The 25,941-nt window shown below is 63.6% G+C and carries 23 protein-coding genes; all 23 read right to left on the reverse strand.

The features are described 5' to 3' along the window. Positions 1 to 93: 93 nt before the first annotated feature. Positions 94 to 1,485 (reverse strand): radical SAM protein, encoded by a 1,392-nt coding sequence (locus GX515_10350; GenBank protein ID HHY33389.1) that lies wholly within the window; start codon positions 1,483 to 1,485, stop codon positions 94 to 96. Positions 1,486 to 1,723: 238 nt separating this feature from the next. Next, positions 1,724 to 2,428 carry a hypothetical protein gene (locus GX515_10355; GenBank protein ID HHY33390.1) on the reverse strand — a complete coding sequence of 235 codons (705 nt, stop codon included), beginning with the start codon at positions 2,426 to 2,428 and terminating at the stop codon, positions 1,724 to 1,726. 218 nt (positions 2,429 to 2,646) lie between these two features. Further along, positions 2,647 to 3,375, reverse strand: coding sequence for an RNA polymerase sporulation sigma factor SigE (sigE, locus tag GX515_10360; GenBank protein HHY33391.1), 729 nt, complete (start codon positions 3,373 to 3,375; stop codon positions 2,647 to 2,649). A gap of 93 nt (positions 3,376 to 3,468) precedes the next feature. After that, positions 3,469 to 4,347 (reverse strand): sigma-E processing peptidase SpoIIGA, encoded by an 879-nt coding sequence (locus tag GX515_10365; GenBank protein ID HHY33392.1) that lies wholly within the window; start codon positions 4,345 to 4,347, stop codon positions 3,469 to 3,471. Between the two features lie 574 nt (positions 4,348 to 4,921). After that, positions 4,922 to 5,983 (reverse strand): cell division protein FtsZ, encoded by a 1,062-nt coding sequence (gene ftsZ, locus GX515_10370; GenBank protein ID HHY33393.1) that lies wholly within the window; start codon positions 5,981 to 5,983, stop codon positions 4,922 to 4,924. Between the two features lie 329 nt (positions 5,984 to 6,312). Continuing rightward, positions 6,313 to 7,623: a cell division protein FtsA gene (gene ftsA, locus GX515_10375; protein HHY33394.1), complete on the reverse strand. Its 1,311-nt coding sequence runs from the start codon at positions 7,621 to 7,623 to the stop codon at positions 6,313 to 6,315. A 243-nt stretch (positions 7,624 to 7,866) separates the two neighbouring features. Further along, the gene (locus GX515_10380) at positions 7,867 to 8,238 is read right to left on the reverse strand and encodes a small basic family protein (protein HHY33395.1); all 372 of its coding nucleotides are present in this window, start codon (positions 8,236 to 8,238) and stop codon (positions 7,867 to 7,869) included. Beyond that, positions 8,235 to 8,957 (reverse strand): DUF881 domain-containing protein, encoded by a 723-nt coding sequence (locus GX515_10385; protein ID HHY33396.1) that lies wholly within the window; start codon positions 8,955 to 8,957, stop codon positions 8,235 to 8,237. Before GX515_10385 ends, GX515_10380 begins: the two co-directional genes overlap by 4 nt. Before the next feature lie 79 nt (positions 8,958 to 9,036). Further along, positions 9,037 to 9,843, reverse strand: coding sequence for an FtsQ-type POTRA domain-containing protein (locus tag GX515_10390; protein HHY33397.1), 807 nt, complete (start codon positions 9,841 to 9,843; stop codon positions 9,037 to 9,039). A gap of 27 nt (positions 9,844 to 9,870) precedes the next feature. Continuing rightward, positions 9,871 to 11,229, reverse strand: coding sequence for a UDP-N-acetylglucosamine 1-carboxyvinyltransferase (murA, locus tag GX515_10395; GenBank protein ID HHY33398.1), 1,359 nt, complete (start codon positions 11,227 to 11,229; stop codon positions 9,871 to 9,873). Then, complete coding sequence (gene murB, locus GX515_10400) at positions 11,168 to 12,079, reverse strand: UDP-N-acetylmuramate dehydrogenase (GenBank protein HHY33399.1); 912 nt, start codon at positions 12,077 to 12,079, stop codon at positions 11,168 to 11,170. The genes murA and murB overlap by 62 nt, the downstream gene beginning before the upstream one ends. Further along, positions 12,076 to 13,467, reverse strand: coding sequence for a UDP-N-acetylmuramate--L-alanine ligase (locus GX515_10405; protein HHY33400.1), 1,392 nt, complete (start codon positions 13,465 to 13,467; stop codon positions 12,076 to 12,078). Before GX515_10405 ends, murB begins: the two co-directional genes overlap by 4 nt. Positions 13,468 to 13,801: 334 nt before the next feature. After that, a complete protein-coding gene (gene murG, locus GX515_10410) occupies positions 13,802 to 14,944 on the reverse strand; it encodes an undecaprenyldiphospho-muramoylpentapeptide beta-N-acetylglucosaminyltransferase (protein HHY33401.1) in 1,143 nt (380 codons plus the stop codon). 5 nt (positions 14,945 to 14,949) lie between these two features. Beyond that, positions 14,950 to 16,068: a stage V sporulation protein E gene (gene spoVE, locus GX515_10415; GenBank protein HHY33402.1), complete on the reverse strand. Its 1,119-nt coding sequence runs from the start codon at positions 16,066 to 16,068 to the stop codon at positions 14,950 to 14,952. A gap of 66 nt (positions 16,069 to 16,134) precedes the next feature. Next, positions 16,135 to 17,088, reverse strand: a complete 954-nt coding sequence (locus tag GX515_10420; GenBank protein HHY33403.1) for a phospho-N-acetylmuramoyl-pentapeptide-transferase — start codon at positions 17,086 to 17,088, stop codon at positions 16,135 to 16,137. A 1-nt stretch (position 17,089) separates the two neighbouring features. Then, positions 17,090 to 18,541 (reverse strand): UDP-N-acetylmuramoyl-tripeptide--D-alanyl-D-alanine ligase, encoded by a 1,452-nt coding sequence (locus tag GX515_10425; GenBank protein HHY33404.1) that lies wholly within the window; start codon positions 18,539 to 18,541, stop codon positions 17,090 to 17,092. Then, positions 18,522 to 20,033 carry a UDP-N-acetylmuramoyl-L-alanyl-D-glutamate--2,6-diaminopimelate ligase gene (locus GX515_10430; protein HHY33405.1) on the reverse strand — a complete coding sequence of 504 codons (1,512 nt, stop codon included), beginning with the start codon at positions 20,031 to 20,033 and terminating at the stop codon, positions 18,522 to 18,524. The genes GX515_10425 and GX515_10430 overlap by 20 nt, the downstream gene beginning before the upstream one ends. 96 nt (positions 20,034 to 20,129) lie before the next feature. Next, a complete protein-coding gene (locus tag GX515_10435) occupies positions 20,130 to 22,229 on the reverse strand; it encodes a stage V sporulation protein D (GenBank protein HHY33406.1) in 2,100 nt (699 codons plus the stop codon). Between the two features lie 264 nt (positions 22,230 to 22,493). Continuing rightward, entirely contained in the window at positions 22,494 to 23,099 is a 606-nt protein-coding gene (locus tag GX515_10440) for a hypothetical protein (GenBank protein ID HHY33407.1), read from the reverse strand. Between the two features lie 22 nt (positions 23,100 to 23,121). After that, positions 23,122 to 23,988: a 16S rRNA (cytosine(1402)-N(4))-methyltransferase RsmH gene (rsmH, locus tag GX515_10445; GenBank protein ID HHY33408.1), complete on the reverse strand. Its 867-nt coding sequence runs from the start codon at positions 23,986 to 23,988 to the stop codon at positions 23,122 to 23,124. A gap of 59 nt (positions 23,989 to 24,047) precedes the next feature. Next, a complete protein-coding gene (gene mraZ, locus GX515_10450; GenBank protein ID HHY33409.1) occupies positions 24,048 to 24,482 on the reverse strand; it encodes a division/cell wall cluster transcriptional repressor MraZ in 435 nt (144 codons plus the stop codon). 438 nt (positions 24,483 to 24,920) lie between these two features. Further along, a complete protein-coding gene (locus GX515_10455; GenBank protein ID HHY33410.1) occupies positions 24,921 to 25,466 on the reverse strand; it encodes a GNAT family N-acetyltransferase in 546 nt (181 codons plus the stop codon). A gap of 192 nt (positions 25,467 to 25,658) precedes the next feature. Then, positions 25,659 to 25,919 carry a stage V sporulation protein S gene (locus tag GX515_10460; protein ID HHY33411.1) on the reverse strand — a complete coding sequence of 87 codons (261 nt, stop codon included), beginning with the start codon at positions 25,917 to 25,919 and terminating at the stop codon, positions 25,659 to 25,661. Positions 25,920 to 25,941 lie beyond the last annotated feature (22 nt).

A 25,941-nucleotide genomic window follows, 5' to 3' on the forward strand; every position in this document is an offset into this window, starting at 1 on the left:
TGGACAGGCCCGCGGCCGCCCGCCGACCGCCTCCGCCGAACGCTTGAACCGAAGGCTCCAGGATGGGGCCGAGCCCTAGCCCGGCCCAAGCGCTCATTCTCCGGCCGCGGCTGCGGCCTTCGCCCTCGCCCTTGCCTTCGGGTATTCCTTTTCCCAGGCAACCTCGGCGATCCTGCCGTAGGCCTCGGCGTATTCGTCGAGCGCCCTCGCAAGCACCGTGATAACGCAGTCCGCCCCCTCGTGGGTCGGGTGCGCCCCGTGCCTCGCCACGACCTCTCGGAGGACCCACGGGTTGTCTATTATCATGCAAGGCCGGAGATGGTTTTGGTTCAAAGGCATCCTCGACTTGATGTCCATGAAGAACGGGGACTTCAGCACATCCGCTATCGTGGTGTTCTTGATGTTGTCCACAGCGAAATGGACGAACACGCACGGTTCGATGTCCCCTCTGGCGTTTATATGCAGGTAAGAGCGGCCGCCGGCAAGGCATCCCGCCACCAGCGGGCCATCGTTCCAGAAGTCTGCCACGAAGATGGGGCGCGTCTCGCGTATGTGAAGGACGTGCCTGCGCATCCGGTCCCGCTGCTCGGGAGTGCACATGAGACCCATGTCAGCGTCCTTTCCGACCGGCACGAACGTGAAGAACCACCCGTACATCGCGCCCTTGTCGATCAACATGTCTATGAACTCGTCGCTCGCGACGACATCGGTGTTGAACCTTGTATACGTGGCCGAGAAGCCGAACACGGCGCCTGCCTGCCTCAGATTGTCCATGGCCTGCATGACCTTGGCGAACGTACCCGCCCCCCGGCGCGCGTCGGTCGCCTCCTCGAAGCCTTCGAGGCTTATGGCTGGGGACATGTTCCCGAGCTCGGCGAGACGCCGTGCCGTGCGCTCGTCGATGAGGGTACCGTTAGTGTACACCATGAAGACCACGCCGTCGTGCTTCTCCGCCATGTCCAACAGGTCTTCCCGGGTGAAAGGCTCGCCTCCGGACACGACGATGAAGTGGATCCCCAGCTCCTTGGCCTCAGTGATGATCCTGTCAAAGGTGGCAGTATCGATCTCGTCCCGTTTCGTGTACCTGCCAGCGTAGCACCCTGTGCACGCGAGGTTGCACCGCATCGTGGGGCTTATGACGAGGAGCGCGGGGATGTTGGTGCCGAGTCTCTCCGCGTGCCTCTTGCGTTCCTGCCAACCTAGGTAGACTTCGTTCACGAACAGGTTGACCAAGCCCCTGGTGCGGAAGTTCGGGTGGAGAGAAGAGAACGCTCTTTGCGCAAGCCGGGTCCAGACGTGATCGGGATTCTCAAAGGCCCGCCTCGCCATCTGCAGCTGAGCTTTATGCTCAGGCGTGGCAGCCAGGGATTCAAGGATCTTCGCGAACGTCACCAGATGACGCTGAGGGTCCTTCGCGAGAAGCGAGAACATGTAATCAACCACCTGGGTAGCCGCATACTTCTTCATTAGATCGTACGCTCTCACCGTTTGGCCTCCTTTCCGAAACGTTATCGAGTCACTCGGCCAGCGTCCGACATCCCGACATACCCCCGCAACCCAGTGAAGCTTGGCACCGCCCTCTCCGTTACGCCGCTCGCCTGCTGCGCCCTCGAAGAACCGCCAGCGTTCCACAGCCCATCGCTTCCCCACCCTACGCCGCACGCCACCCCCCGCTCGCCACCTGAGCCACGCGCCAGCGCGACTTGCAATCCCCCCTTTCGTCTCACACAGGCCTCGCTATCTCCCTCACGAAGTCGAGCAACAGGCTTCTCTCCTGTCCGCTCAGTCTGTCGACCTGCTCCTGAAACCTCCTCATGTAGGCTGCCATCCTCCCCGTGGTTTCACCGGAAACTGCGGGATGTACAAGCAGCATGCCCATGATCGCGCCGGAAAAGACCAGGAGAGCGCTGTGAGCGTCCGCGCCCGCTTGCACGAGCCGTGCAAGGACGTCCACGCTGTTCCCGCCAAGAAGACGCGTGCACGCCACCAGGAGGACAGCCATGTACCCGCAGAACGCCGCAGGCCCGTTAGCGCGATCCAGATCCTCCATGAATCCCTGCCATATGCCTTGGGATGTCGACCCTCGCAGCTCGGACAGGGAGGCCACCAGATTCTTCTTGATGAGAGCGAGCTCGTCACCGAAGGCCAGGCGCCCGGCGGGCTTGGGTCGACGCTCGCCTGCCCCCTCGCCGGGGTCGTTCGGACGGAACATGATCATCGACCTTCCCGGCATTCTTACGTTCCTGTTGAGGACGTATTCCACCCCTACCAGTCCGTCTGCGGCGAGTTCCCGAAGCATGTCGTACGCGGTCCACTTGCTTACCCCGACCGCTCTCGCGACGTCCTCGTAGTGCACAGCATGCCCCTGTTCTTGGTACAGTCTGCGCAGGGCCTCGAGGAACTCCCTCTTCCGTTCAGTCAAGCCCACGAACATTCCCCCAAAAGACCCAAAAGCTGCGCCTTGAGAAGCGCCGACGCACGAAGCGCGAACCCCGGCGCCAGCGCCCTTTCCGCTTCCTCCTTGCTCACCTGTTACTATTACTGCAAGTATACGGCTCCGCTCCACGCCACGTCAAACCCGTAGGATCGGCTGGATCACGGAAATGCGCCGATCTTCCCGGGCGCGCCGCGCCCGTGCTGCTGTTCCTATTCCACTTTCCTCATCTCCCTGCGAAGCTTCCTGATGATCCTCTTTTCGAGGCGAGAGATGTACGATTGCGAGATGCCCAACATATCCGCCACCTCTTTCTGCGTCTTCTCGGTCCCGTCACGTAGCCCAAACCTGAGCTCCATTATGCGCTTCTCCCTCGCGGAAAGGCGTTGCATGGCGTCATCCAGAAGGGATCTATCGACTTTCTCTTCTATACATTTGTACACCACGTCGGTGTCGGTTCCCATAACGTCCGAGAGCAGGAGCTCGTTGCCATCCCAGTCAACGTTGAGAGGCTCGTCGAAGGACACCTCTGCCCTGGACTTGCTCGTGCGCCGGAGGTACATGAGGATCTCGTTTTCAATGCACCGCGACGCGTACGTTGCCAGCTTGATCCTCTTCGACGGATCGAACGTGTTGACCGCTTTGATGAGGCCTATCGTGCCGATGGAGACAAGATCCTCTACGCCGATTCCCGTGTTCTCGAATTTCCGGGCTATGTACACCACGAGCCTCAGGTTCCTCTCGATAAGCTCCCCCTTGACCTGGGAGTCGCCCCGCTCGAGGCGCGCGAGAAGCGCCGTCTCCTCATCGCTCGAGAGCGGAGGAGGAAGAACCTCGCCGTTTCCGACGTAAAGAACGGCGCGGCCCGGGACGAGCCCGCGCCTTATGGCATAAAGCACGAGGCGAATCCGCAAGGCGGATAGCCAGTGCTCCAGACTCATGCCAACGCTCATCCTGGTCCCCTCCCGGACAGTACTGGACTGGCATCACCGCGGGTTGCTCCACCCGCGCGGCCGCCGCGCGGCCGGCCAAGCTCAGGATGCCTCGGCCAGGATATCGGGATGAAGAAGCGCCGCGAAAGCCCCCTCGGGCGAGAAGCGCTTCATCAGCACTCCGACCACGGCGTTCCGGCTCGAAGTCGCTCGCGGCCCGCCGAGAACCCTGACCTCGTCCACGCGGAACCCGGCGAGCAAACCCCTCTCTTCTCCTACCGACACGAACGGGATCACACGAAACCTCGAAAGCCACGCGGAGTCTGCCAGGAGCTCGGAAACCAGGCCGAAGTCTCCGGCGTCGAAGGCCATAAACGCTCGCCTCACGCGCTCGGGCAACGCGTCCGCCACGGCACTGTATTCCAGCAAGATCACGGGGGACCCGCTTATCGGGTCTCTGAGGCGGTTCCCCGTGTCGATAAGGGCGTTGAGTCTCAAGGTCACCTCGCCGAGACACACTTCTATCGGCACAAAGAACAACCAGTCTCGAATCCGACGGTGGACGAGACCCCAACCGATCTCCGTAGTCAGGAGGATGGTCCCCACGAGCCCGACGATGGTTGGCACGAGCCGCCACCCGGTCAGGTACGCGGTCGCAAGCGCCCCTCCGAAAGCGAGCACGCTGATGCCCAACACATGGGCGCAGACGAGGAGGAATCTATGAGCCGGGAGACGTCCGAATCCCAGCCTCGCCGCGGGGAGGATCGAAAGGATCGCGAGGGGGACCGCTGCGCCAGCAGGAATGCGGTCTGCGAAGAACATGGCCACGATCGCGGCGTCGATGCCCCCCGCAAGCACCGAGCCAGCCAGAAGCCTCAATGGCCGCGTCTTATACCCGAGCACCGCCCCGGTCGCCCAGAGCGTCAGCCATTGCATGACGAGTGTCATCACACACGCATTCACGATAGCTTGGCCGTTCATCTCGTCCGCCTCCCGGAGCCCGTGCAACCGCGCACGGCGCGTAGCCGTCCCCCGTGCGCCCGCGGCTCGGTGCGTCCTCTTGAGTTCGAGCCCTCGCGGCGTATCCTTCCTCCGCCGGCGGTCGCTTCCTCTCTAAAAGTATACAGCCATGCCCGGCAGAAATATGTCAGACCATGACGAGCGTCCGCTTCGGCGAGGTCATCGACCGCGGGCCGAGGATCGGGCACGCCGCACAGAACTGCACAGAATCGGGCTGCCTTGGACGCGTATACGGGTCCTGCGAAGCGAAGACGAGAATACGTGGGGAAGGTGCCGTTGAAGTTGAAGATCAACAGGGGCCCGGCGGCACACCTGCGGTCCGCGGGAGATGCGGGGTCAACCGGCGGGCGAGGCACGACAACAAGCTGATGAACACGGCGGGAACCATACCAGGAGGCGAGGCCCGCCCCGCACACGCTGGTGTCGGCGTGCCACCTTCCGTGAGGGTACGACGGTACGGCAAAGCGCGCGCCGCCCAGGAACGGCGCGCTAGGAATCAAGCGGTCCTCTGAGGCGGCACGCGGGACCGGCAGCGTTACCTTCTCTGGCCACGTCTCAGGAAGGCGGGAATGTCCAGGTCGTCGCTGGTCGTCGCGAAATCGCTTATCTCGACGGCCTCCAGGCCGACCTTTTCCCGGCGTGCCTTCCCTTCGAAGCCGGTGGCGATGACCGTGATCCTGATCTCGTCCTTCAGCGACTCATCGATCATCGCGCCGAAAATGATGTTCGCGTCAGGGTCCGCGGCCTGAGCGATGATCTCCGCTGCCTCATTCACCTCGAACAACCCCAACGTGCTGTTGCCGGTGATGTTCATTAGAACGCCTTTTGCACCCTCGATGGACGTCTCCAGGAGCGGGCTTTCTATGGCAGCCCTGGCGGCTTCCTGGGCGCGATTCTCGCCGGACGCGATCCCGATCCCCATGAGGGCTGAACCTGCGTCGCTCATGATGGTCCGCACGTCCGCGAAATCCACGTTTATGAGCCCCGGCACTGTGATGAGATCCGATATGCCTTGAACCCCGTGCCTCAAGACATCATCCGCCAAGCGGAACGCCTCGAGGATCGATGTTTTCTTTTCGCTCACCTGAAGCAACCTGTCGTTGGGGATGACTATGAGCGCATCCACTTTGGACTTGAGGTTATCGAGGCCCGCGAGAGCCTGGGTCATGCGTCTGCGCCCTTCAAAAGAGAAAGGTTTCGTCACCACTCCGACGGTGAGCGCACCGAGCTCCTTTGCTATGCCGGCGACTACGGGCGCGCCGCCAGTGCCGGTGCCCCCTCCCATGCCGGCGGTGATGAACACCATGTCCGCCCCCTCCAGAGCTCGGCGAAGCACCTCGTAACTTTCCTGGGCCGCCTGCGCGCCTATCTCGGGGTTTGACCCAGCCCCGAGGCCCCTCGTCAGCTTCTCGCCGACCTGGATCTTCACGTTCGCGTCGGACGCGGCCAGGGCCTGAGCGTCGGTGTTGATGGCCACGAATTCAACGCCTGAGAGACCAGACGCGATCATGCGGTTCACCGCGTTCGACCCCCCGCCGCCGACGCCCACCACCTTGATGTTGGTAAACTGCTCCATCTCGAGTTCAAGGTTGAACACGAATCATCCCTCCTGCGCTTCGCCGCAGCGCCCGGGGCCCTCCTCCCGCCTGCGGCAGATCCCGGAGAGCTACAATCCCATGGGTCGAACAGGCCTCCCCCGGCCCACACCTAGAACACAGCCAAGTGTATCGCCAGAAGCTCGCCTACCTTTCGGCGCCGCAGTCCTGCCCGGGGTTGCCGCTGTTGCGCTCCCGGGTTCGGCGCGCCCGCGGCCCGCCTCGTTCGAATCCGGTGCGCGAGATAGCCGAATTCCCCACGCCCCGTCATGCACGCGCCGGCAATCCTGGCGCCGTCGAAAGAGAAGACGAATGCTTGCGGCGTCACAAGCTAGAAGAAGTCCTTAACGAAATCCCTGAACCACCCGCGCACTCCCGCGATGAGTTCCATGAGAGGCGACGACCTCGTATCCCTCGTGAGCCTGAACGCCGAATCGTTCACGACGCACGCCACAATGCCCAGCGATGCGCAAGACACCTCCACAGGATCCTTCCCGCCACGCCACTTGATCTCGAATGGCACGCCCATCCTGACTGGCACCCCCAGGACGTCCGCGGCAAGGTCTAGGATACCGGAAGCGAGCGAACCACCACCGCTCAAGACGACCCCGCATGGGGCGAGGCCCCTCGCCCTGACCTGTCTTGTTTCCCCGTCCACAAGCTCGAGGATCTCCCTCAGCCTGGCCTCGACGATCCTTGCAAGAAACTCCTCCTGATTCGCCGCGGGAGGCGACACAGCCTCGTCTGGCACACGCTTGGCCTCGCCTCTCGGCCCAATGACGCCGGCCCGCGGCCCGGAAACACCCACGGGCGCGGTGCGTCCTGTTGCCGGGCGCGGTGCCCGCGCAGCTCCTCTCTGGCCCATCTGCCTCTTGAGGCCCTCCGCCTCCTCAAGAGAGACCTTCATTCCGACGGCGATATCGTTCGTCACGTGCGCGCCGCCTGCGGGCACCCACGAAAACAGGATCGGCGCGCCCTCATAAAACGCGGAGACCTGCGTGATCTGGCCTCCGACGTCGACGAGGATGACGCCTCGCTCGCGTTCCTCCGGGTCCAGAACCGCCTCGGCCACGGCCATCGGCTCAAGCACCCACCCGGCCACGGAAAGCCCTGCCTTCTCCACGCTGGCCTCGATGTTCGCGAGCAGGGCCGTCTGCCCCAAGATAACTCGGGCGTCAACCTCCAGGCGAACTCCGGCCATGCCCTCCGGGTTCCTTATGCCTCCGACACCGTCTACGATGTACTCCTTCGGAAGGACGGAGATCATCCGACGTTCAGGAGGGATGGCCAGCACCCTCGCGGCATCGAGGGCGCGTCGCATGTCATCTGCGGTGATTGTGCCATCCTCCCCGCTCACAGCCGTAACCCCGCGTGTCTCCTGACACACCGTATGAACGGCCGGGACCCCTACATACGCCTCTCGAACGTTCAACCCCGCCATGTGGCACGCGCGCTTGTTCGCGGCCTTGATCGCGGCTGCCACGGCCTCGATGTCTACCACTAAACCTCGGCGAACGCCCTGACAAGGAGAGACGCCTGCGCCCAGGATCTCTACATCCCAGTCTGGCCCGACCGCCGCAATGACCTCGGATACTCTGGTGCTGCCGATGTCAAGCCCGGCAACCACGCTTTTAACAGGCATATGTTACCTCCCCGAGCACACCTGCCGTCCGGCGGAGCCGCGCGGCGCGCCCGGGCCCGATGAGCCCGCGCGTTCACCGTTGCCTCCCTGCCCCGCTGGCTGCCGACCGCGCCTAGAGCTCTGGAGCCCCGTCTTGCCCATGCTTAACCCGGTGGCCTCCGGCAGCCCGCCGACAGACCGCTGTTAATCTGCCAACTTATAGTAAGTACTAACTTCAACACTTCCCCAGTTTATCCTCTTTTGCTAAGCCTGGGTGCCACGCGACCGGGTCCCGGAAGACCTGGATGGACGCTGAAGGAGATAACGGCGGATCATCCCCACGTTGGTGAAAATGCGTATGCTGAACGCCACCGTCGCACCCAGGAAAAGGTCCACGCCGAGCTTGTCCCCTACCAGGGTCAGACACGCGGCCAGCGCCATGTTGGTCACGAAACCGGATATGAACACGACCTTATCAAACTTGTCCTCAAGGCCGGCCCGGATACCACCGCACACGCTGTCCAGGGCCGCCAGGATGCCGACGGCCATGTAGTCTGAGTAGACGGCCGGAAACCTTATAGGTGTGAGCAAGGCAATAACGATCCCGAGAACGAGGCCTATGATCGGCAGCATCATTGTTGCGCCCCTTCCCCCACGGGCTTCGCGTATTGGAAGTATAGACTACCCTTGTACGCTGGCACGCGGACGCTGGTCACCTTCGTCACCTTAGCCTCGATGCCCCAAGCCCTGAGCGTATCGAGGATGCCGTCCCGCATATGGAGCGCAGCATCGAGCGTGGAGGGCTCGCCGATGGCCACTATCTCGTATGGGGGCCCGATTCTCACGTTGTTCACGGATATCACCGGGCCAGCGCACCTTATCTCCGTCGTTGCGATCACCCGCTGGCCGTTGATGGAGATGGCCTCGGCGCCCGCTGCGAAGAGCTCGTTTACGATCTTGAGGATGTCCTCGTCGTGAACAAGGAAAAGCTCAGGGCTCTCCCCCGGCGCCGCTTGACGCTTGCTGTCATCGACCGTGACAACGACGCCAGGCCCCTGGACCTCAACGAGCCCCGCTGCCATCCGCGCCTTTGCGAGCTCAAGCTTGAGGGCCTCGGCCGCCCGCTCGCCTTCCCCAACCGTGGCAAGCTGCTTGCGCAGCGCATCGACTTCTTTCTCCAGGAGACTGCGCTCTGCGTCCGACCTCCGCAACATGTCGCTGAGATCTTCCAGTCTCCTGGACGGGATCTGGGCGCGGCCGATATACTCCTGTGTTCGGAACTGAGCCACGAGCAAGACGCCAAGGACCACGCAGACCCCAGCCACGTAAACCTCGAAGTCTCGCACTCTCCTCAAGCTCTCTCCCCCTGGAAAACACGGATGCGCTCCCGCCGGGAAGCCTACGTCAATTATACACCTCCCCAAACGCTTGTCACTATCTCCCGGTCCTCACGACCGGCCGTTTTTCGAACCTAACGTCGATGTACGTCGCATGAGCGCCTTCCTGCTCCAGCCTCGCGAGAAGGGCGTCCAGCACGGTCGCGCGGGATCGGAGCTCTTCCTCCGTCCCCTCGCCGATGATGACCTGGGTGCCTGACTGCATGTACAAACAGAACCCGCGCGACGAGCTGAAATTGACCTCCGAGACCTGTTGGAGCACGGACGCTGGCAAAACAGCGATGAGCGTGAGCGCGGATGAGATCTCTGGTGCGTCCACGGGGTGGCCGACCTTCACCGACCGAAGCGTAAGCCCGGTCACAAGCGGCAGCTCTCTGCCGCGATAGGCCTCCTCGAGGCCTATCGCGAGGCCCGTGGCGTCAACCTCGACGAAATACCCAGCGTAGGGAATCACGGCGACCGGCACGCGTTCCCGTACGTCGATGACAATGGTGCACGGAAGCCGCCGAGACACCTGCACCTTGTCCACCCTGGGGATGGCCTTCAACCTCGCGGTAATCGCGCGAAGGTCTACATCGAAGATGTTCTCATCCTGGGCGAGGCCGCACGCCACCACGACCTCCTCCGTCGAGAGATTCGTGAGCCCTCGGACATCGATGTGCTGGACTTGGAAGTACGGCGACCTCAGAAACGTGAACGCCGCGCTCGCCACAAGAAGCACGACGAACGCCAGCGGCACGAGCCTGCGCGTCGGCTGCCGGCGTCTTCCTGGACGCGTCGCGCCCCGCCCGTCAATGTCCTCCATGGATATGCCCTCGACCGGGCCCGGTCTTCTGGGTCTCATCCCCACCGACTCGCCCCCGCCGTCCACTCAACTCACCTGGCGCTCCAAAACGCCGACCCTCTCGATGGCCGCACCGAGCTTCGCAAGCTTGCCCGGAAGGTCTTCGTATCCTCTGTCCACATGATGCACCCCCGAGAGCACCGTGGGACCGCTTGAGACGAGCGCCGCCAGGATCAAAGCAGCCCCTCCGCGAAGGTCGGGCGCCTCAACGCTCCCCCCGGCAAGGCTCGCAACCCCCTGCACTATCGCCACACGGCCTTCCACCCTGACGGTGGCCCCCATGCGGCTTAGCTCCTCAACGTACTTGAACCTGTTCGGGAATATCGTTTCGGTGACGATGCTCGTCCCGTCGGCGACGCTCATCGCCGCAACGAACTGCGGTTGCATGTCCGTAGGGAACCCCGGGTAGGGGGATGTTCGCACGCTTGCCGCGCGGAGCCGTTCGGGCCCCTTGACAACCACGAACGAATCGCCTTCGACTATCTCCGCACCTGCTTCGCGCAGCTTGCCAATGAGGGCTTGGAGGTGCTCGACGACGACGTTCTCCACGCGCACGGTGCCCCTCGTCATCGCAGAGGCCACCATGAAAGTGCCCGCCTCGATCCTATCTGGTATGACCGCGTAATCCGCCGCCCCGAGAGACTTCACCCCCTCGATTCTGATCGTATCGGTGCCGGCTCCCGACACCTTCGCGCCGAGCCGGTTGAGAAATCTCTGCTGGTCCACTATCTCGGGCTCACGGGCGGCGTTCTTGATGATTGTCGTTCCCTCGGCCAGGCACGCAGCCATCATGATGTTCTCGGTCGCGCCGACGCTTGGGATGTCGAGGAAGACCTCCGCGCCTCTCAGCTTCTCGGCTCTCACCGAGACATACCCACTCTCTTCGTTTATCTTCGCTCCGAGCGCTGCGAAGCCCTTCAGGTGGAGGTCGATGGGGCGCGGCCCGATGTTGCAGCCACCGGGGCGCCGCGCGCGCACATACCCCAGACGGGCGAGGAGGGGCCCCATGACCTGTATGGACGCACGCATCTCCCTCACCTGCTCCTCCGGGGGCTCGCAGCGGTCGACCCCGGATGGGTCGATGCTCATTGTGCTACCGTCGGGTCCCACCTCGACTCTCGCGCCGAGGCCGCGAAGGACCCCCAACATGGTATCGACGTCCGCGATCCGCGGGACGTTTGAGATCCGACACACGCCGCCGGCCAGGATGGAAGCGGCCATGATCTTCAAAGCAGCGTTCTTTGCGCCCGCGACTTTCACCGTCCCAGAAAGCGGTCTTGAGCCGGCGATTACCAGCCTCACAGCGCAAGTCACCTCCGGCCTCTTAGCCTCCGAGGACCCTGATCTCCGGCTCCAGCACCACCCCGAACCTCTTGTACACGACATCCCGGACCTTCTCCATCAGCGTAAGGACGTCACGAGCGGTGGCACCCCCGGTGTTGATTATGAAGTTCGCATGGACCGTGGAAACCTGCGCTCCGCCCACGCGCTCGCCTTTCAGGCCGGCGGCGTCTATGAACCTCCCGGCCCCGCCGCCTGCGGGGTTCTTGAAGGCGCAGCCCGCGCTCGGAACCGAAAGCGGCTGCTTCTTCGACCGATCCTTGAGATGCTCCTGCATACGCCGGACGATTGCCCCGGGTTCATCTTCGCGAAGGAGGAATCGCGTCTCAACCAGGATTAACGGCTCCTGAAGGACCCTCGTGGTCTTCACGCCCGCATCGAGGTCCTCGCGCCCCAAGGCCACGCGTTCCCCCTCGTATGTCAGGGCCGCAACGGTGTGCACCACGTCGTACATGGTGCGCCCATACGCGGCCGCGTTCATCGCCACCGCGCCCCCCGCCGTGCCCGGGATGCCGCTCGCGAATTCGAGCCCCGCCAAGCCCCACGACGCCACGGTCCTGCAAAGGGCCGGAAGATGAGTCCCGGCACCGCACCGCACGATGCAGCCGTCCTCTCTCCCAACGTCGTCCAGGGTCCCGGCTAGCTTGATAACCACGCCCCTCACGCCCTCGTCCGCGACGAGGAGGTTCGTTCCTGCGCCGATCACGTAAAACGGCGCCTGCACGTCCCCAAGCGCCTGCAAGAGGACGACCAGGTCATCCACGTCCTTCGGCACCACAAGCACATCGGCCGGACCGCCGATGCGAAACGAGGTGTGACGCCACATCGGCTCGTCGGCACAGACTTCGCCGCGTACGACCTCTTTGAGCCGCAAGGCTAGACTCGTGCCTCTCAATCGGTCCTCATCCTCTTCACGAGTTCTCGCGCGCAAGAGTCGACGTCCCCCGCCCCCATTGTCACGACCAGGTCGCCCGAACGCACTTCAGAGAGAAGCCACGACACTATCTCCTGCAGCGTGCCTATGAACTCCACCCGCGGCCCGCCCGGGCCCTCGTGCGCCCTGATGGCGTCGGCCAGCCTCTCTCCGGTCACGCCGGCGATGGGCTCCTCACCTGTGCCGCGGTGGTATATCTCGGTGATCACCACGACGTCCGCGGAGGAAAACGACCGCGCGAACTCGTCGAAGAGGAGCTTCGTCCTGGTGAACCGCTGAGGCTGAAACACCACCACGAGCCGCCCGCCGTGACTTTCCTTCAGAGCAGCGAGGGTCGCCCTGATCTCCGTCGGGTGGTGAGCATAGTCGTCCACCACCGTGACCCCCCCGACCTCGCCGATGACCTCTTGTCGCCTCCTCGCGCCTCGGAACAACGCAAGCCCGCGCCGGACGACGTCGAATGGAACGCCGAGTTCGAGCCCCACGCCGACGCAGGCGAGGGCATTAGCTATATTATGCCGCCCCGGCACCCCGAGTTCCAATTGGCCGAGGAGCCGCCCGCGGTACAGGACTCCGAACCGGTAGCCTCTCCCCACGCGCACCGGATCTAGACACGAGATGTCCCCCGAGGACAGTCCGTACAAGACCTTCCTGCACTTCAGGTGCTTCTGGTGCTTCTCTATGGCCATGAGGCGGGCGTTCTCGCATGAGAGGACCGCAAGACCTTCTTCGGGGACGTGCCCCAGGAACTCGACGAAGGCCTCGTCGATTGCACGAGAGGTCCCGTAGTAGTCCAGATGATCATCGTCTATGTTGGTCACCACCGCAATCTTGGGCCAGAGCTTGAGAAACGAGCCATACGCTTCATCCGCCTCAACGACGACCACCTCGCCCCGGCCAGACCTCCCGCCGCCCGGGACCGCGTCAACTTCCTCGCCCAGCACGCACGTGGGGTCGAGGCCCGCCTCAATGAGCACGGTCGCGATCATGGACGACGTCGTGGTCTTACCGTGGGTCCCGGATATGGCTACTCCTACTCTCGGGTTCATGAGCTCGCCCAGCATTTCAGCGCGGCTTGCGACCGGTATGCCGAGGCGCACGGCAGCGAGGACCTCGACGTTGTTGCGGGGGACCGCCGCGCTTACCACGACCCGGCTCGCCCCTTCGACGAGGATCTCGGAATGCCCGATGTGGACATCCGCCCCTGCCGCGCGAAGCGCCCGGACCCTAGGAGAGTCCGCCACGTCGCTCCCGCTTATCTCATATCCCATCTGTAGAAGCACTCGGGCGATCGAGCTCATCCCGTGGCCGCCTATGCCCACGAAGTGGATCCGGCCCTGCTTCTTCATACCGTCCTCTCCCTTTCTCGTGCCCGCCGCGCGTCGGAAGATCCCCTCGAACTCATCCGGGATTCCTCCGTGACCGCCCCGCGTGACGTACAAATGCTATGCTGGATCCCGCGCGCCTGCCACTCGCGCAAACGAGTGCGCCGGGCAGGCGGGCCTCCGCGCCCGCTACAGAGCCCGGTTTCTGGCGCACGCTGCTTGTCCAAGCGGTCTTTCGCCTGATGCCGTTGCGGTCTCCCTCGAGCCGGCCTTGGGCACAGTCCCCTCCCGTCGCCGCCGCTCCTTCCAGTTCCATTGAAAGCCCCGTCTCAGCCACGTTCCCTGCTCTCTTTGCTCGTTACAGCCGCGGACTGGGCTGTCTCCTGCGCCGTGCCGCCACTCCGACCACTAGGTCCGCCAGAGAATCGGCCGCGTCCGGTCTTCCCAAGCCCCGCGAGCTCCGTGCCATCCGTGCCAGCTGGTCCCGGTCGTGAATGAGTCGCTCGACGGTCTCACGCAGGACGTCGCCTGCGAGCTCGCTCTGGAGGATCACCACGGCGGCGCCCGCAGCCTCCAGCGCCCGGGCGTTCTTCTCTTGGTGGCCCTCGGCGGCCCCCGGGTACGGAACGAGCACGGCGGGAATGCCTCTCGCAGTGATCTCGGCGATGGATATGGCGCCCGCGCGGCTCACCACCAGGTCGGCGCAGGCCATGGCCATGTCCATCTCATAGAGGTATGGCTCAACAACGAGGCGCGACCGCCTCGCCACGTCGATTCCCCTCGCCGCAAGCTCGGCAACAACCCACGCGTGGTCGCGGCGACCTGTCTGGTGGATCACCTGCAGCTCCGGGTGCCGGGCGAGGAGATCCGGCAATGCGTCAACCATGGCCTGGTTTATCGCTCGCGCGCCCTGGCTTCCCCCGAACACGAGGAGTGTGGGGCGCATGGGGTCGAGCCCGAATGCCCTTGCCCCCGCGCCTCTCTCAGCCTTGAGGATCGACTTCCTCACCGGGTTTCCGGTCACCACGACCCTGGACTTACGCGCAAGGTACCGCGCAGACTCTGGGTAGGTCACCGCCGTTGCGCTCGCGACCCGCGAGAGGGCGCGCGTGGTCACGCCGGGCAGGGCGTTCTGCTCGTGAATGACCGTGGGAATCCCGAGAACCCACGCGGCCAGGACGACAGGGCCCGATACATACCCCCCCGTGCCCACGACCACGTCGGGCTTCTCGCGCCGCAGTATGGCAACGGACTGGACGAATCCCTTGCAGGCCCGGAGCGCCGTCAAAACCGTGTCCGGCGACAGCCTGCGACGGAACCCTGCCACATCGATGGTGCAGAGGGGAAAGCCCTCCCTGGGGACGACGTCCGCCTCAAGGCCCTTTCGAGTGCCGATGAAAACCACCTTCGTCGCAGGGTCTCTTTCAACCAGAGCCCGGGCCACAGTCACGCCGGGGTAGACGTGTCCCCCTGTGCCTCCCCCGGCAAACACCACCTTCATCGCGCTCACCCTATGGACGAGTATTTCGAGATGTTGAGGAGCACGCCGATCGACGCGAGCGTCGTCACCAGGGAGGACCCCCCGGAGCTGATCAACGGCAAGGTTATCCCCGTGATCGGAAACGTGCCGGTTACGACGCCGATGTTCACAGCCGCTTGGAACACGATCATGGTAGTTATGCCCACCGCCAACAAGCTGCCGAAGGAGTCCGGCGCGCCGATGGCCACTCGCAGCCCGCGCCACGCGAAAAGGAAATACAATAACACAACGGCGGTGGCGCCTACAAACCCGAGCTCTTCGCCGATTATGGCGAATATGAAGTCCGTATGCTGCATGGGAAGGTACAGGAACTTCTGACGGCTCCTTCCCAGACCAACCCCGAATATGCCCCCGGACCCGATAGCAAGCAGCGACTGGATGATGTGAAAGCCGGAGCCAAGCGGGTCCTCCCACGGGTGCAGGAAGGCGAGGAACCTCTGGACCCTATAAGGTGCGGCCATGGCCACCGCGACAAGGGCGGGGACTCCCATTGCCCCGAGGGCCGCCAGGTGGGAGATGCTCGCACCCGCCGCGAAAAGCATGAGCACCGTGATGCCGACGATGGTGCCGCCCGTGCCGAGGTCAGGCTCCAGCATTATGAGGCCGAACACGATCCCAAGGACCACAAGGGGCGGCAAGAGCCCGGTCACGAACCGGTGAATCCTCCCGGAGCGTTCCGAGAGGAAGCTCGCCATGAAGAAAACCGTGACAACCTTGGCCAGCTCTGAGGGCTGAAACGTCAGGGAGCCAACGCCCAGCCATCTTCTGGACCCACGGATCATCACGCCGACCCCGGGGATGAGGACTACCACCAGAAACAAGAGGCTCACAAGCAGCGCAGGCCAAGTAAACTTCTTCCAGACCCTGTAATCGATCTCCATGGCTACGCACATCGCGGCGAGACCAACCGCCGCCCACGCCAGCTGGCGCTTGAGGAAATAGTACGTGTCCCTGAAGATCTCGTATGCGCTCACCGAGCTCGCGCTGAATACCATCACCACACCCAAGCTCAGGAGCGCGAAGGTTATGAGGAAGATCACGACGTCAGGGGCGTGTTTCTCATTGGCTTTTCGTCGCACCGCCATGTCTCTCACCTCTCGACGAGGCGTTCGCAGGTTGGGCCTGGACGACCGCGCCGACACGCGTGGCCGCTATAGCCATGGAAGGCACAGCATCCCGAGGATCGCGAACACTAGGCCCAATATCCAGAACCTCGTCACCACCTTGGGCTCACGCCAGCCGGATAGCTCGAAGTGATGGTGAAGGGGGGCCATCCGGAACACACGCCGCCCATGCGTCGCTCGAAAGTACGTTACCTGGATGATGTCAGACAGAGCCTCGATCACGAAAACCCCGCCTATCACCACCAGGAGGAGCTCTGTTTTCGTTAGTATCGCGAGGCATCCGAGCGCCGCGCCAAGCGCGAGAGACCCCGTGTCGCCCATGATGACCTGTGCAGGGTGGCAGTTGAACCACGCAAACCCGACGCACGCTCCCGCGAGAGCGAACGCAAAGATCCCGAGGTCGTGCGCGCCTTTATATGCGGCGATGACACCGTACGCGAGAGCCGCGATGGTCACCGTTCCCGCCGCGAGGCCGTCCAGGCCGTCCGTAAGGTTCACGGCATTGGACGCGCCCACCACAACGATGATCGCGAAGGCCACGTAGCCCAACCCCAGGTCAACGCTCTGCCGCAGGAAAGGAACGCTCACCGCCGTGCCGAGCTCGGGCCTGGTGGCCGCGAACACCCCAACGAGACCCGCGAGGATGATCTGCGCTACAAGCTTGTATCTCGCGCGCAGCCCAAGGGAACGCTTGGCCACGACGATGATGAAGTCGTCGGCCAGGCCGATGGCCCCGAATCCGAGCGTCATAAACATGGCCCACGCAGACCCAAGCGCGCGCGGGCTGAAAAGCAACGTGGCCGCGAAGACGCCTATGAGTATCATGATCCCGCCCATCGTGGGCGTGCCTGCCTTCACGAGATGGGTGGCGGGGCCGTCCGAGCGGATCGACTGCCCGAACTTCATCTTCCGCAGGATCCTTATGGACACGGGACCTATCGCGAGAACGATCGCCATGGCAACCAGGGCCGCATAATACATCTCACGGTTCACTGAGCCTGCCTCCAGTATCTCCCACAAGCGCCCGCACGACCTCCTCCATCCTCATGGCCCTCGACCCTTTCACCAGTATCACGTCACCGGGTTCCACGAGTCCGTCGAGCGCGTTCACGGCTTGGGCGTTCGTGCTGCACATGACGACGTGGCGCGGGCTCTTGCCCAGCCTGAGAGCCTCCTCGCCTGCCAGGCGTGCGAGGTCGCCGACGGTCACGAGCACGTCACACCCGTGCGCCACCGCGGCCCGCCCGAGCTCCCGGTGAGCCTCGGCTGAGATCTCGCCGAGCTCGAGCATGTTTCCGAGAACGGCGATCTTCCTCCTGCCGCCAGCCACATCCCGTAGAGCAGCGAGCGCGGCCTTCATCGACGCAGGGTTCGCGTTGTACGTGTCGTCGATCACCGTGAAGCCACGGGGGGTCTCCACCATGCCCGACCGCCCGTGCGATGGCTCAAAATGCGCAAGCCCCTGCGCCACGGCAAACGAATCGAGCCCCATGACGAGCGCCGCTGCACCGGCCGCAAGGGCGTCATACACGTGGTGAACACCTGGCACCGGCACGTGAACCCGAAAGGACCTCTGGCCGTACGACATCGTGAACCTCGTGCCAGCCTCCCCGAGTACCTCGATGTCGCTCGCTCTCACGTCGGCATCGTGGTCTATCCCAAAGAACACCGCTTTCGCGCAGGTCTTGTCCTTCATCGCCGCGGTGTACTCGCAGTCGGCGTTTAGCACGGCGACCCCGTCCGGGCCGAGCGCCTCGACGAGCTCAGCCTTGGCAAGGGCCACGTTCTCAACGGACCCAAGAAGCTCCACGTGGCTAGGCCCCACGTTCGTAACGACACCCACGTCGGGCCGCACTATCTCCGCAAGCTCGCGGATCTGCCCCTTTCCCCGCATCCCGATCTCGACGACGCATATCTCATGGCGGGGGTCGAGCGCCAGGAGCGTGAGGGGCACGCCTACCTCGTTGTTGAAGTTCTCTTCGGTCCTGGCCGACCTCATCCTCTCCATGAAAATGCTATGCGCCATGTCCTTGGTGGTAGTCTTGCCGGTGCTCCCTGTGACGGCCACCACGGGGATCCCCAGGCGGCACCGGTGATACCTCGCGAGCCTCTGGAGAGCCTTGAGCGGATCGTCCACGACAACTACGGGCACCGACGCCGCGAGGCCTGCGACCTTATCGAAGCGCGACGCGACTATCCCCCTGGCCCCTTTCGCAACGGCTTGTGCCGCGAAATCGTGACCGTCGAACTTCGCGCCCGTCAATGCGAAGAAGATCTCCCCGCCGACCACATTCCGGGAGTCGGTGCATACCGCGGAGAACACGGGCGCGCCCGGTGGCCCGCCGCACGGCTCCCCCTCTTGCGGGCCGGCGGGCACCCACTCGCAGCGTCCCCCGGTCGCGGCTATGATCTCGTCAAGACTGAACTTTGCCACCTGCGAAGCGCTCCCTGAGACAATTCCTCGCGACCTCGCGATCATCAAAGTGGATGGTTCGGTCACGGAATATCTGGTAGGTTTCGTGCCCCTTGCCTGCGATCACGACCACGTCTCCCTCTCGCGCGAGCGCGAGCGCCCTGCTGATGGCATCGGCCCGGTTCACGATCACCTCATATCCATCCCGCGGGCCGCCCGCTTTCAGCACGCCCCCTTCGATCTCGCGGCATATCGCCTCAGGATCCTCAGACCTGGGATTATCCGAGGTGATTATCACGCGGTCCGCGAGCCTCGCTGCGACCTCCCCCATCACCGGGCGCTTCGTGCGGTCGCGATCCCCCCCGCACCCGAAGACGACCGTCATGTCGCCCTTTCCAAGACTCCGTGCCGCCCTGAGGATGTTCTCAAGGCTATCCGGCGTATGCGCAAAATCCACGACCACCGCGAATGGCTGGCCCTCGTCTATCGCCTCGAACCGGCCTGGCACGCCCGTGACTTGCTCCACCCCCGACTTTGCATCCTCGAGACTAGCGCCAGACGCGATGCCGCATGCGATGGCCGCCAGCGCGTTATACACGTTGAAGACGCCCGTCAGTCTGAGCCGGACCTCCGCCTGCCCCGATGGCACGCGGACCACGAACGAGGCCCCGTGCGGGAACAGCTCCACGTTATGGGCCCTCACGTCGGCCTCGCTCGTTATGCCGTAGGTCAACACCCGAGCACGGGTCCTTGAGATGATGTATCCCGCTTGCGGCTGGTCGAGGTTGACGACCGCCGTCCGCAGAAGGCCCTTGGGCGATCTCCCCGTGCCGAGCGCCTCGAAGAAGGACGCCTTGGCAGCGAGGTAGTTCTCGAACGTCCCGTGAAAGTCCAGGTGATCGTGGCCGATGTTCGTAAAAACCCCTATATCGAAATCTACCCCCAGCACGCGGCGCTGCACCACGGCATGGGACGACACCTCCATTGCTGCGGCGGTCTGCCCCCTTGCCCGCATGTCGTTGAGCATCCGCTGGATGTCGAGGGCCTCGGGCGTCGTGTGCTTCGCCTGGACGACCTCGTTGCCGATGACGTGCCCGACTGTCCCGATTATCCCGCACCAGCGGCCGGACGCATCGAGCACGGCTTTGACCAGGTGGGTCGTGGTGGTCTTTCCTTTGGTGCCGGTCACTCCGACGCATACCAGCGAACGCGACGGGTCCCCGTAAAAGACCTGTGCAATGCGGGCAAGCGCCTCGCGGGAGTCCGAGACAAGCGCCACGGCCACGCCCTCTGGAGGCGCGACCTCCCTCTCGGCAACGATCGCCACCGCCCCACGCCGGACGGCGTCCCCAACGAACTCGTGGCCGTCGTGCTTCTCTCCCTTTATACAGACAAAGACGTACCCCGGCTCGACTAAACGCGAGTCGTAGGCCACGCCTGTCACGACAGCATCGCTGCTGCCTGAAAACCCTTTGACGCCAGCATCCTTGAGAAGCTCTTTGAATTGCGGCATCTGCGCTCCCGGCACCTCCCGCTCCCCACCACCGGCCTGCTGCCAGTGCTGGCGGCCAGTACCATTATGTCACCTGCAACTGGGTGTTATGACAGATTAAGGCTGGGGCTGTGGCTGGCTGCCCTGCGAGCCGGATGTTGGCGGCTCGAACCTCACGATCACGACGGAGCCCTTGGGCGCCCGCGTCCCTGGCTTGGGGTCCTGCGCCGTAGCGATGCCGGTGCCCTCAACCTGCAGCCTCAGACCGACCTGGCTCAAAAGGAGCGCCGCATCCTTCATGGTCTTGCCTTCAAGATCCGGGACAACCGCGTCCGTGCCCACTTCATTATAGAGTTCACCCATATCCAAGTAAAGCACGACAGTGGTTCCGCGCGGCACCCGCGCCCCGGGCCTTGGGGTCTGGTCGCGGACCACGTCGCCCGACCCCTTCGTGCGCGCCTGAAGCCCGAACTCCGACACAAGCGACTTCTCTGCGTCGGCCGCCTGTCGCCCAACGAGGTCGGGCACCGCGACGAGCTGGGCCTGCCCCGTGCCCTCCGCGGCCGTGCCCGACTCCACCGGTGATGTCGGCGGTACGTCCATGTACCTCAGCACATCACGCACGATAGCCTGGAACGTAGGTGCCGCGAGCACACCGCCGTAGCTGGTGCCGGCGTTGGGCTCGTCCCACACCACCAGAACTGATATCTTTGGGTCTTCCACCGGCGCAAAGCCAAGGAAAGAGGCGACTCGCTTTTCTCCGTACCTGCCTGCCTCCGGCTTCTCAGCCGTGCCGGTCTTGCCTGCGACGCGGTACCCCGGGATCCTCGCTCTGAAGCCGGACCCGTTGACCACAACCGACTCCAGGATGAGCGAAAGCTCCCTCGAGGTCTCCTTGCTGATGACCTGCCGGATGGGCTCGGGCCCGAACTCTTTCACCAGGCTCCCGTCGGGTGCCACGACTTTCGACGCAAGCCGCGGCCGCATGAGTGTGCCCCCGTTTGCTATCGCGTTCAACGCCGAGAGAAGCTGCAGGGGCGTGACGGACACTCCCTGGCCGAAGGATATGTTCGCTATCTCCACGAGCCCGACGTTTTTCTCCGGCTGAAGGATTCCCGCGGCCTCCCCCGGATAGTCGATGCCGAGCGGGCTGCCGAACCCGAACGCCTTGATATACTTGTAGAACCGCTCGGTTCCAAGGCGCATGCCCAAAGTGGCGTACACGACGTTGCAAGAGTTCTCGGTTGCCTCTGTAAATGTCTGGCTTCCATGGCCGCCAGCGAGCCAACACCTGACGTACCTATCTTCCACACGGATAAATCCTGGGTCAAAGAACGTGTCAGAGGGCTTCACGATCCCTTCCTCGAGCGCGGCAGCGGCGGTCACTATCTTGAAGGTCGAGCCGGGCTCGTATGAGTCGGATACCACGATGTTGCGCCGCGCGGCTTCCGGATACTCGTAGTAGCGGTTCGGGTTGTATGTGGGCCGCGCCGCCATCGCGAGCACCGCACCGGTCTTCGGGTCCATCGCCAGGATCATCCCGCGTTTCGCCTTCGTCTCGGCCATGCCGCGATCGAGCTCCCGCTCAACTATGTACTGGATGACCTCGTCAATCGTAAGATAGAGGTCATTGCCGTCGATGGGCGGGATGAACTTACTCACGCCACCGGGGATCTCTTTCCCCGTGGCGTCGCGCTCCGCGACGATCTGGCCGCGCGTGCCCCGGAGGTACGAATCGTATTGGACCTCGATCCCCTCAAGGCCTTGGTTGTCGATGCCCGCTATCCCTAGGACCTGCGCTGCGAGCTTGTCTTTGGGGTAGAACCTCTGCCCACGCTCGGTGAAACCGATGCCAGGCAGGTTGAGCTTCTTCACAGCAGCGGCCTTGTCCGGGTCGACCTTCCGGTCGATCCACACCGTTGCAGCCTTTTGCGTCAGCTTGTTCCTAATGGCTGCCGGGTCTTGCCCCAGAATGCGCGCGAGGGCATCGGCTGTCCCCGCCGGGTCCTTGACCTCCACGGGCACCGCGTAGATGGAGTCGGCGCTCACGCTTACAGCGAGCTCGCGCCCGTTTCGGTCACGTATGGTCCCCCTCCTTGCGTCAACTGGAACAGGGTACAGCCTCTGGTCTAGGGCAAGCTTGCGGAACCGGTCACCTTGGACGATCTGGAGCCAGGAAAGACGCAGCATGAGGAGAAGGCTCACAACGCCCCACATAATAAAAAGCCAGGCTACCCTCTTCTTGATGGTGACGCCCGAGTACACCGACACACACTCCTACCTCGCCCTACGCTGGCTTGTCGTGGCCTGTGCCCGCGTGCGTTCACGACTTGCCCGAGGCTAAGCTTCCCTGTCTCTGCCGCTCCCGCCGTCAGACCGTCCAACCGATCGTTCCACCGGGCGCTCGCCGCCCTGGGACCAGCCTGAGGCGCGGGACCGCGTGAAGGCGCGCCCGCGCGAACCCGGCCCGCGTCATCCGCGTCATCTCGCCACTACGTGCACCCTTGGGTGCTCCTGGCTGGGAACGTCATAGAACCACCGCGCCACAAACGGCGATACCAGCCCTATGAGGACGTTGCCCACGCGAGTCGCGACGTCCCTCTCAAACCGAGCCGCATCACTGGACGGCCCGCCGGCCGCCACGCTTGCCCCCCCGGCTCGACCTGACGGACCGGGCGCAACCACGACAAACTCGGCGGATGTCGGGTCGACCATGCCCAGCCTCATCCTGGCGGTCTCCTCGATTCTGTCAAGCGACTGGAGATTCGCTATGGCGAGATTGAGCCTGTCGTACTCCGCCTGCGTCGCCGCGAGCGTTTCCTCAAGCTTGCTCAATCTGTATCCGGAGTCCATGACTGTGGCGCGCAAGGCAAGGTTCCCGAGGAGAAGCCCCGTCGCTATGACGGCCACCAATGTGATTCTGCCGAGATTTGCCTTTTTCCCAGCCACGGCCCTCGGAGTGGAGATCGTGTCCGCAGCGCCCGCTCGCCGGGACCGCCGGACGGCCGCCGTCCGCCGCCTAGCGGCGGCCAGCGCAGAGCGGTGGCTTTCGCCGCGCACCATGGGCCTAGCTTCAGCCGGTACCATCTCTATTCCCCCTCCGGTTCTCCTAGAACCTCTCCGCCGCGCGCAGCTTGGCACTGCGCGACCTCGGGTTTGCGAGCACTTCTTCGTCCGATGGAACAACTGGCCGCGCGGTGACGGTTCGGACGCGCCGCCTCTCTTCGGCGAACTTCCTCTTGACCACACGGTCCTCAAGGGAATGAAAGGTTATCGCGACGATCCTTCCTCCCGGCCGGACCGACTCCACTGCCTGCTCGAGCCCTCGCGCGAGGCTCCCGAGCTCATCGTTGACCGCGATCCGCAGGGCCTGGAAGGTCCGCTTCGCCGGGTGGGGCCCGGACCGCCTCGCGGACGCCGGTATCGCCTGCTTCACTACATCCACGAGCTCAGATGTAGTCATGATAGGGCGGCGCTCGCGACGTTCCACGATGAAACGGGCTATCCGCGACGCCCACTGTTCCTCTCCATAGTCCCTGAGGATCCTCGAAAGCTCCTCGGCCGATAAGGTGTTCACGAGGTCCGCGGCGGATGGACCCGGCTCCGCGCCCATGTCCATCCGCATGTCGAGCGGGCCCTCGGCCATGTACGAGAAACCCCGCCTCGGGTCATCGAACTGGTGACTCGAGACTCCGAGGTCGAATAGGACCCCGTCAACCTGTTCTGTGCCGAGGTCCCTCAGAACGCGCGAGAGGTCGGCAAAGTTGCCGCGCACGAGCCTGAATGACCCAGGGTACCTTGCCAGCCTTGCCCGGGCGGACTCGATTGCGTCAGGATCCCTGTCGATGCCGATAACGAGGACGCTTGGTCCGGCGTGCTCCAGAAGAGCCTCGGCGTGTCCTCCGCCGCCCACCGTGCAGTCGACGTACGTGCCGCCCGGCCTGGGTCTAAGCATCCATACAACCTCGTCCCTCATGACCGGAACATGGTAGGGCTCGCGCCCATCCACTCCGCCGCGCGTCGCCGATACCATCTTCAAGCGCCACCACCGGAGATGAGCTTCTCTGCTATCTCTTCATAGGATTCCTCGGCTCTAGCGGAGTACTCCAGCCACACCTCCCGGCTCCAGACCTCTACGCGGCTCATGACGCCGATCACGACTACGTCCTTCGAGATGCCTGCGTACTCCCGCAGATACTGAGGGATATTCACCCGCCCCTGTTTGTCAAGCTCACACTCGCAAGCCCCTGCGAAGAACAGCCTGCTGTATGCCCTGGCGTCTCGCATGGTAAGAGGCAGTGAGGCGAGCTGTGCCTGCTGCTTCTGCCACTCAGCCTCGGGGAAAAGGAACAGACACTTGTCCAAACCCTTGGTCGCATAGAATCGCGCGCCAAGGCCGTCGCGGAACTTCGCCGGGATCGCAAGCCGGCCCTTGTCATCCACGGCGTGGTCGTAAGTTCCAATGAACACGGGGCTCGCTGCTTCCACCACTTCTCCCCACTTTTCCCCACATTGGCAACTTCTTTCTTCTATGCCTTGCCTGGAATTCCTTCTGCTCGAAGTAACTTTTTTCTCGAATCTGCGAGGTTCGCGCGCCCTCCGGTTGCCCCCCAGCGAGGATCCTTCTATCTATGCTGCCAACGGATCTGGCCGATGCCCCGCTCGTCAGCTGAGCAACGCCCGCTTGGCCGGCTGTGTTGAGGACGCGTTGGTCCTTGCCTTGCCTCCCTGCCTGCTTCCTGATTCCCCCAATTGCGAGGTGTCTGGCCTTGTCTCCCGAGACGGTAAGGCCCGCAGCGCGTAGACACGCAGAGATTCAGGCTGGACCACCTCGATGCGCAAAGTGGCCCTGGCATCATATGCCAGGGCCACTGCACTTAACTCGAACCCACGCCCGTGCTTTAGGCCTTAGGAGGCCGCGCGACACCGGGCGCTTCTTACGAAGTCGTCCCGCTCCAGCACCATCAGAATGATTCTCCTGGAGGGCTCCCCCGCGCGGTCCGCCCGGGGCGTCATCACCCACCGCTTCTGAAAGCCGCACTTCAGAAAGCATTTGATGGCGCGGGCATTGTCGCTGAATACACGCAGGTAAACCCGGTCCAGCTTGGTGTTGATGAAGACATGCCGAAGAAGGGCGTTTATGGCCTCCTGACCATAGCCCTTGCCCCGGTACCGGACGTCGCCAATCCTCACAACCAACTCCGCTTCACGTTTACGCCAGCTTATCTCCACCACGCCGATGTCACCGATAAGCGTGCCATCGCGGGTCTCAATCGCGAACATCCTCGCCGTCCGGGAACGCAGGATCCTCTCGTAGTCACTCCGGGTATCGAGGTGCCGGTCGTCGCTAGGTCCGGCCGCTGCTGCAATGTAGTAGTCCGTGTCCCACTTACAGACGGTCTCAAGGTCTGTCTCGTTCAGCGGGCGAAGCACAACCCTTGCTCCTTCGATCACTTGCGCGACACCTCTCGTTCTGTTCTTCACCTCCCCACCTGTCGTAAAGAGAGTTCGACCGCACGACCGCGATACCTTCATGTAATTATATCCGCTTCTAGCAGCCAGGGCCATGAGCGCGCAGGGCCGCCGCCCTGGTGCTGCAACGCCCGCTTGCGCGACGTTGCGCGCGCCGAAGCACCCGCTCCGCGTTCATCTGGGTTGCACTATGAGTTTGATGGCGGTCCGCTCCTCGCCATCGATCTCCACATCAGCAAACGCCGGTATCATCACCAGGTCCATCCCGCTTGGAGCCACGAAACCTCTTGCGATCGCGACGGCCTTCACAGCTTGATTGAGCGCTGCAGCGCCTATGGCCTGTACCTCCGCGAAACCACGTTCCCTCAGCACACCAGCGAGAGCGCCAGCAACAGAGTTGGGGTTGGATTTGGAAGACACCTTGAGGACATCCATGTATAATTCCTCCTAACATGGT

It is taken from the genome of Bacillota bacterium, from assembly GCA_012842395.1.
GTDB lineage: Bacteria > Bacillota > SHA-98 > UBA4971 > UBA4971 > UBA6256.

What these genes read in the sequence shown, in the direction of transcription:
- sigE (HHY33391.1), bottom strand. Translation starts at nt 3,375, where the DNA reads ATGAGTCTGGAGCACTGGCTATCCGCCTTGCGGATTCGCCTCGTGCTT.
- GX515_10365 (HHY33392.1), bottom strand. Translation starts at nt 4,347, where the DNA reads ATGAACGGCCAAGCTATCGTGAATGCGTGTGTGATGACACTCGTCATG.
- ftsA (HHY33394.1), bottom strand. Translation starts at nt 7,623, where the DNA reads ATGCCTGTTAAAAGCGTGGTTGCCGGGCTTGACATCGGCAGCACCAGA.
- GX515_10380 (HHY33395.1), bottom strand. Translation starts at nt 8,238, where the DNA reads ATGATGCTGCCGATCATAGGCCTCGTTCTCGGGATCGTTATTGCCTTG.
- GX515_10390 (HHY33397.1), bottom strand. Translation starts at nt 9,843, where the DNA reads ATGAGACCCAGAAGACCGGGCCCGGTCGAGGGCATATCCATGGAGGAC.
- murA (HHY33398.1), bottom strand. Translation starts at nt 11,229, where the DNA reads ATGTCGTGTACAAGAGGTTCGGGGTGGTGCTGGAGCCGGAGATCAGGG.
- GX515_10405 (HHY33400.1), bottom strand. Translation starts at nt 13,467, where the DNA reads ATGAAGAAGCAGGGCCGGATCCACTTCGTGGGCATAGGCGGCCACGGG.
- murG (HHY33401.1), bottom strand. Translation starts at nt 14,944, where the DNA reads ATGAAGGTGGTGTTTGCCGGGGGAGGCACAGGGGGACACGTCTACCCC.
- spoVE (HHY33402.1), bottom strand. Translation starts at nt 16,068, where the DNA reads ATGGCGGTGCGACGAAAAGCCAATGAGAAACACGCCCCTGACGTCGTG.
- GX515_10420 (HHY33403.1), bottom strand. Translation starts at nt 17,088, where the DNA reads ATGTATTATGCGGCCCTGGTTGCCATGGCGATCGTTCTCGCGATAGGT.
- GX515_10430 (HHY33405.1), bottom strand. Translation starts at nt 20,033, where the DNA reads ATGCCGCAATTCAAAGAGCTTCTCAAGGATGCTGGCGTCAAAGGGTTT.
- GX515_10435 (HHY33406.1), bottom strand. Translation starts at nt 22,229, where the DNA reads ATGTGGGGCGTTGTGAGCCTTCTCCTCATGCTGCGTCTTTCCTGGCTC.
- GX515_10440 (HHY33407.1), bottom strand. Translation starts at nt 23,099, where the DNA reads ATGGTACCGGCTGAAGCTAGGCCCATGGTGCGCGGCGAAAGCCACCGC.
- rsmH (HHY33408.1), bottom strand. Translation starts at nt 23,988, where the DNA reads ATGAGGGACGAGGTTGTATGGATGCTTAGACCCAGGCCGGGCGGCACG.
- GX515_10460 (HHY33411.1), bottom strand. Translation starts at nt 25,919, where the DNA reads ATGGATGTCCTCAAGGTGTCTTCCAAATCCAACCCCAACTCTGTTGCT.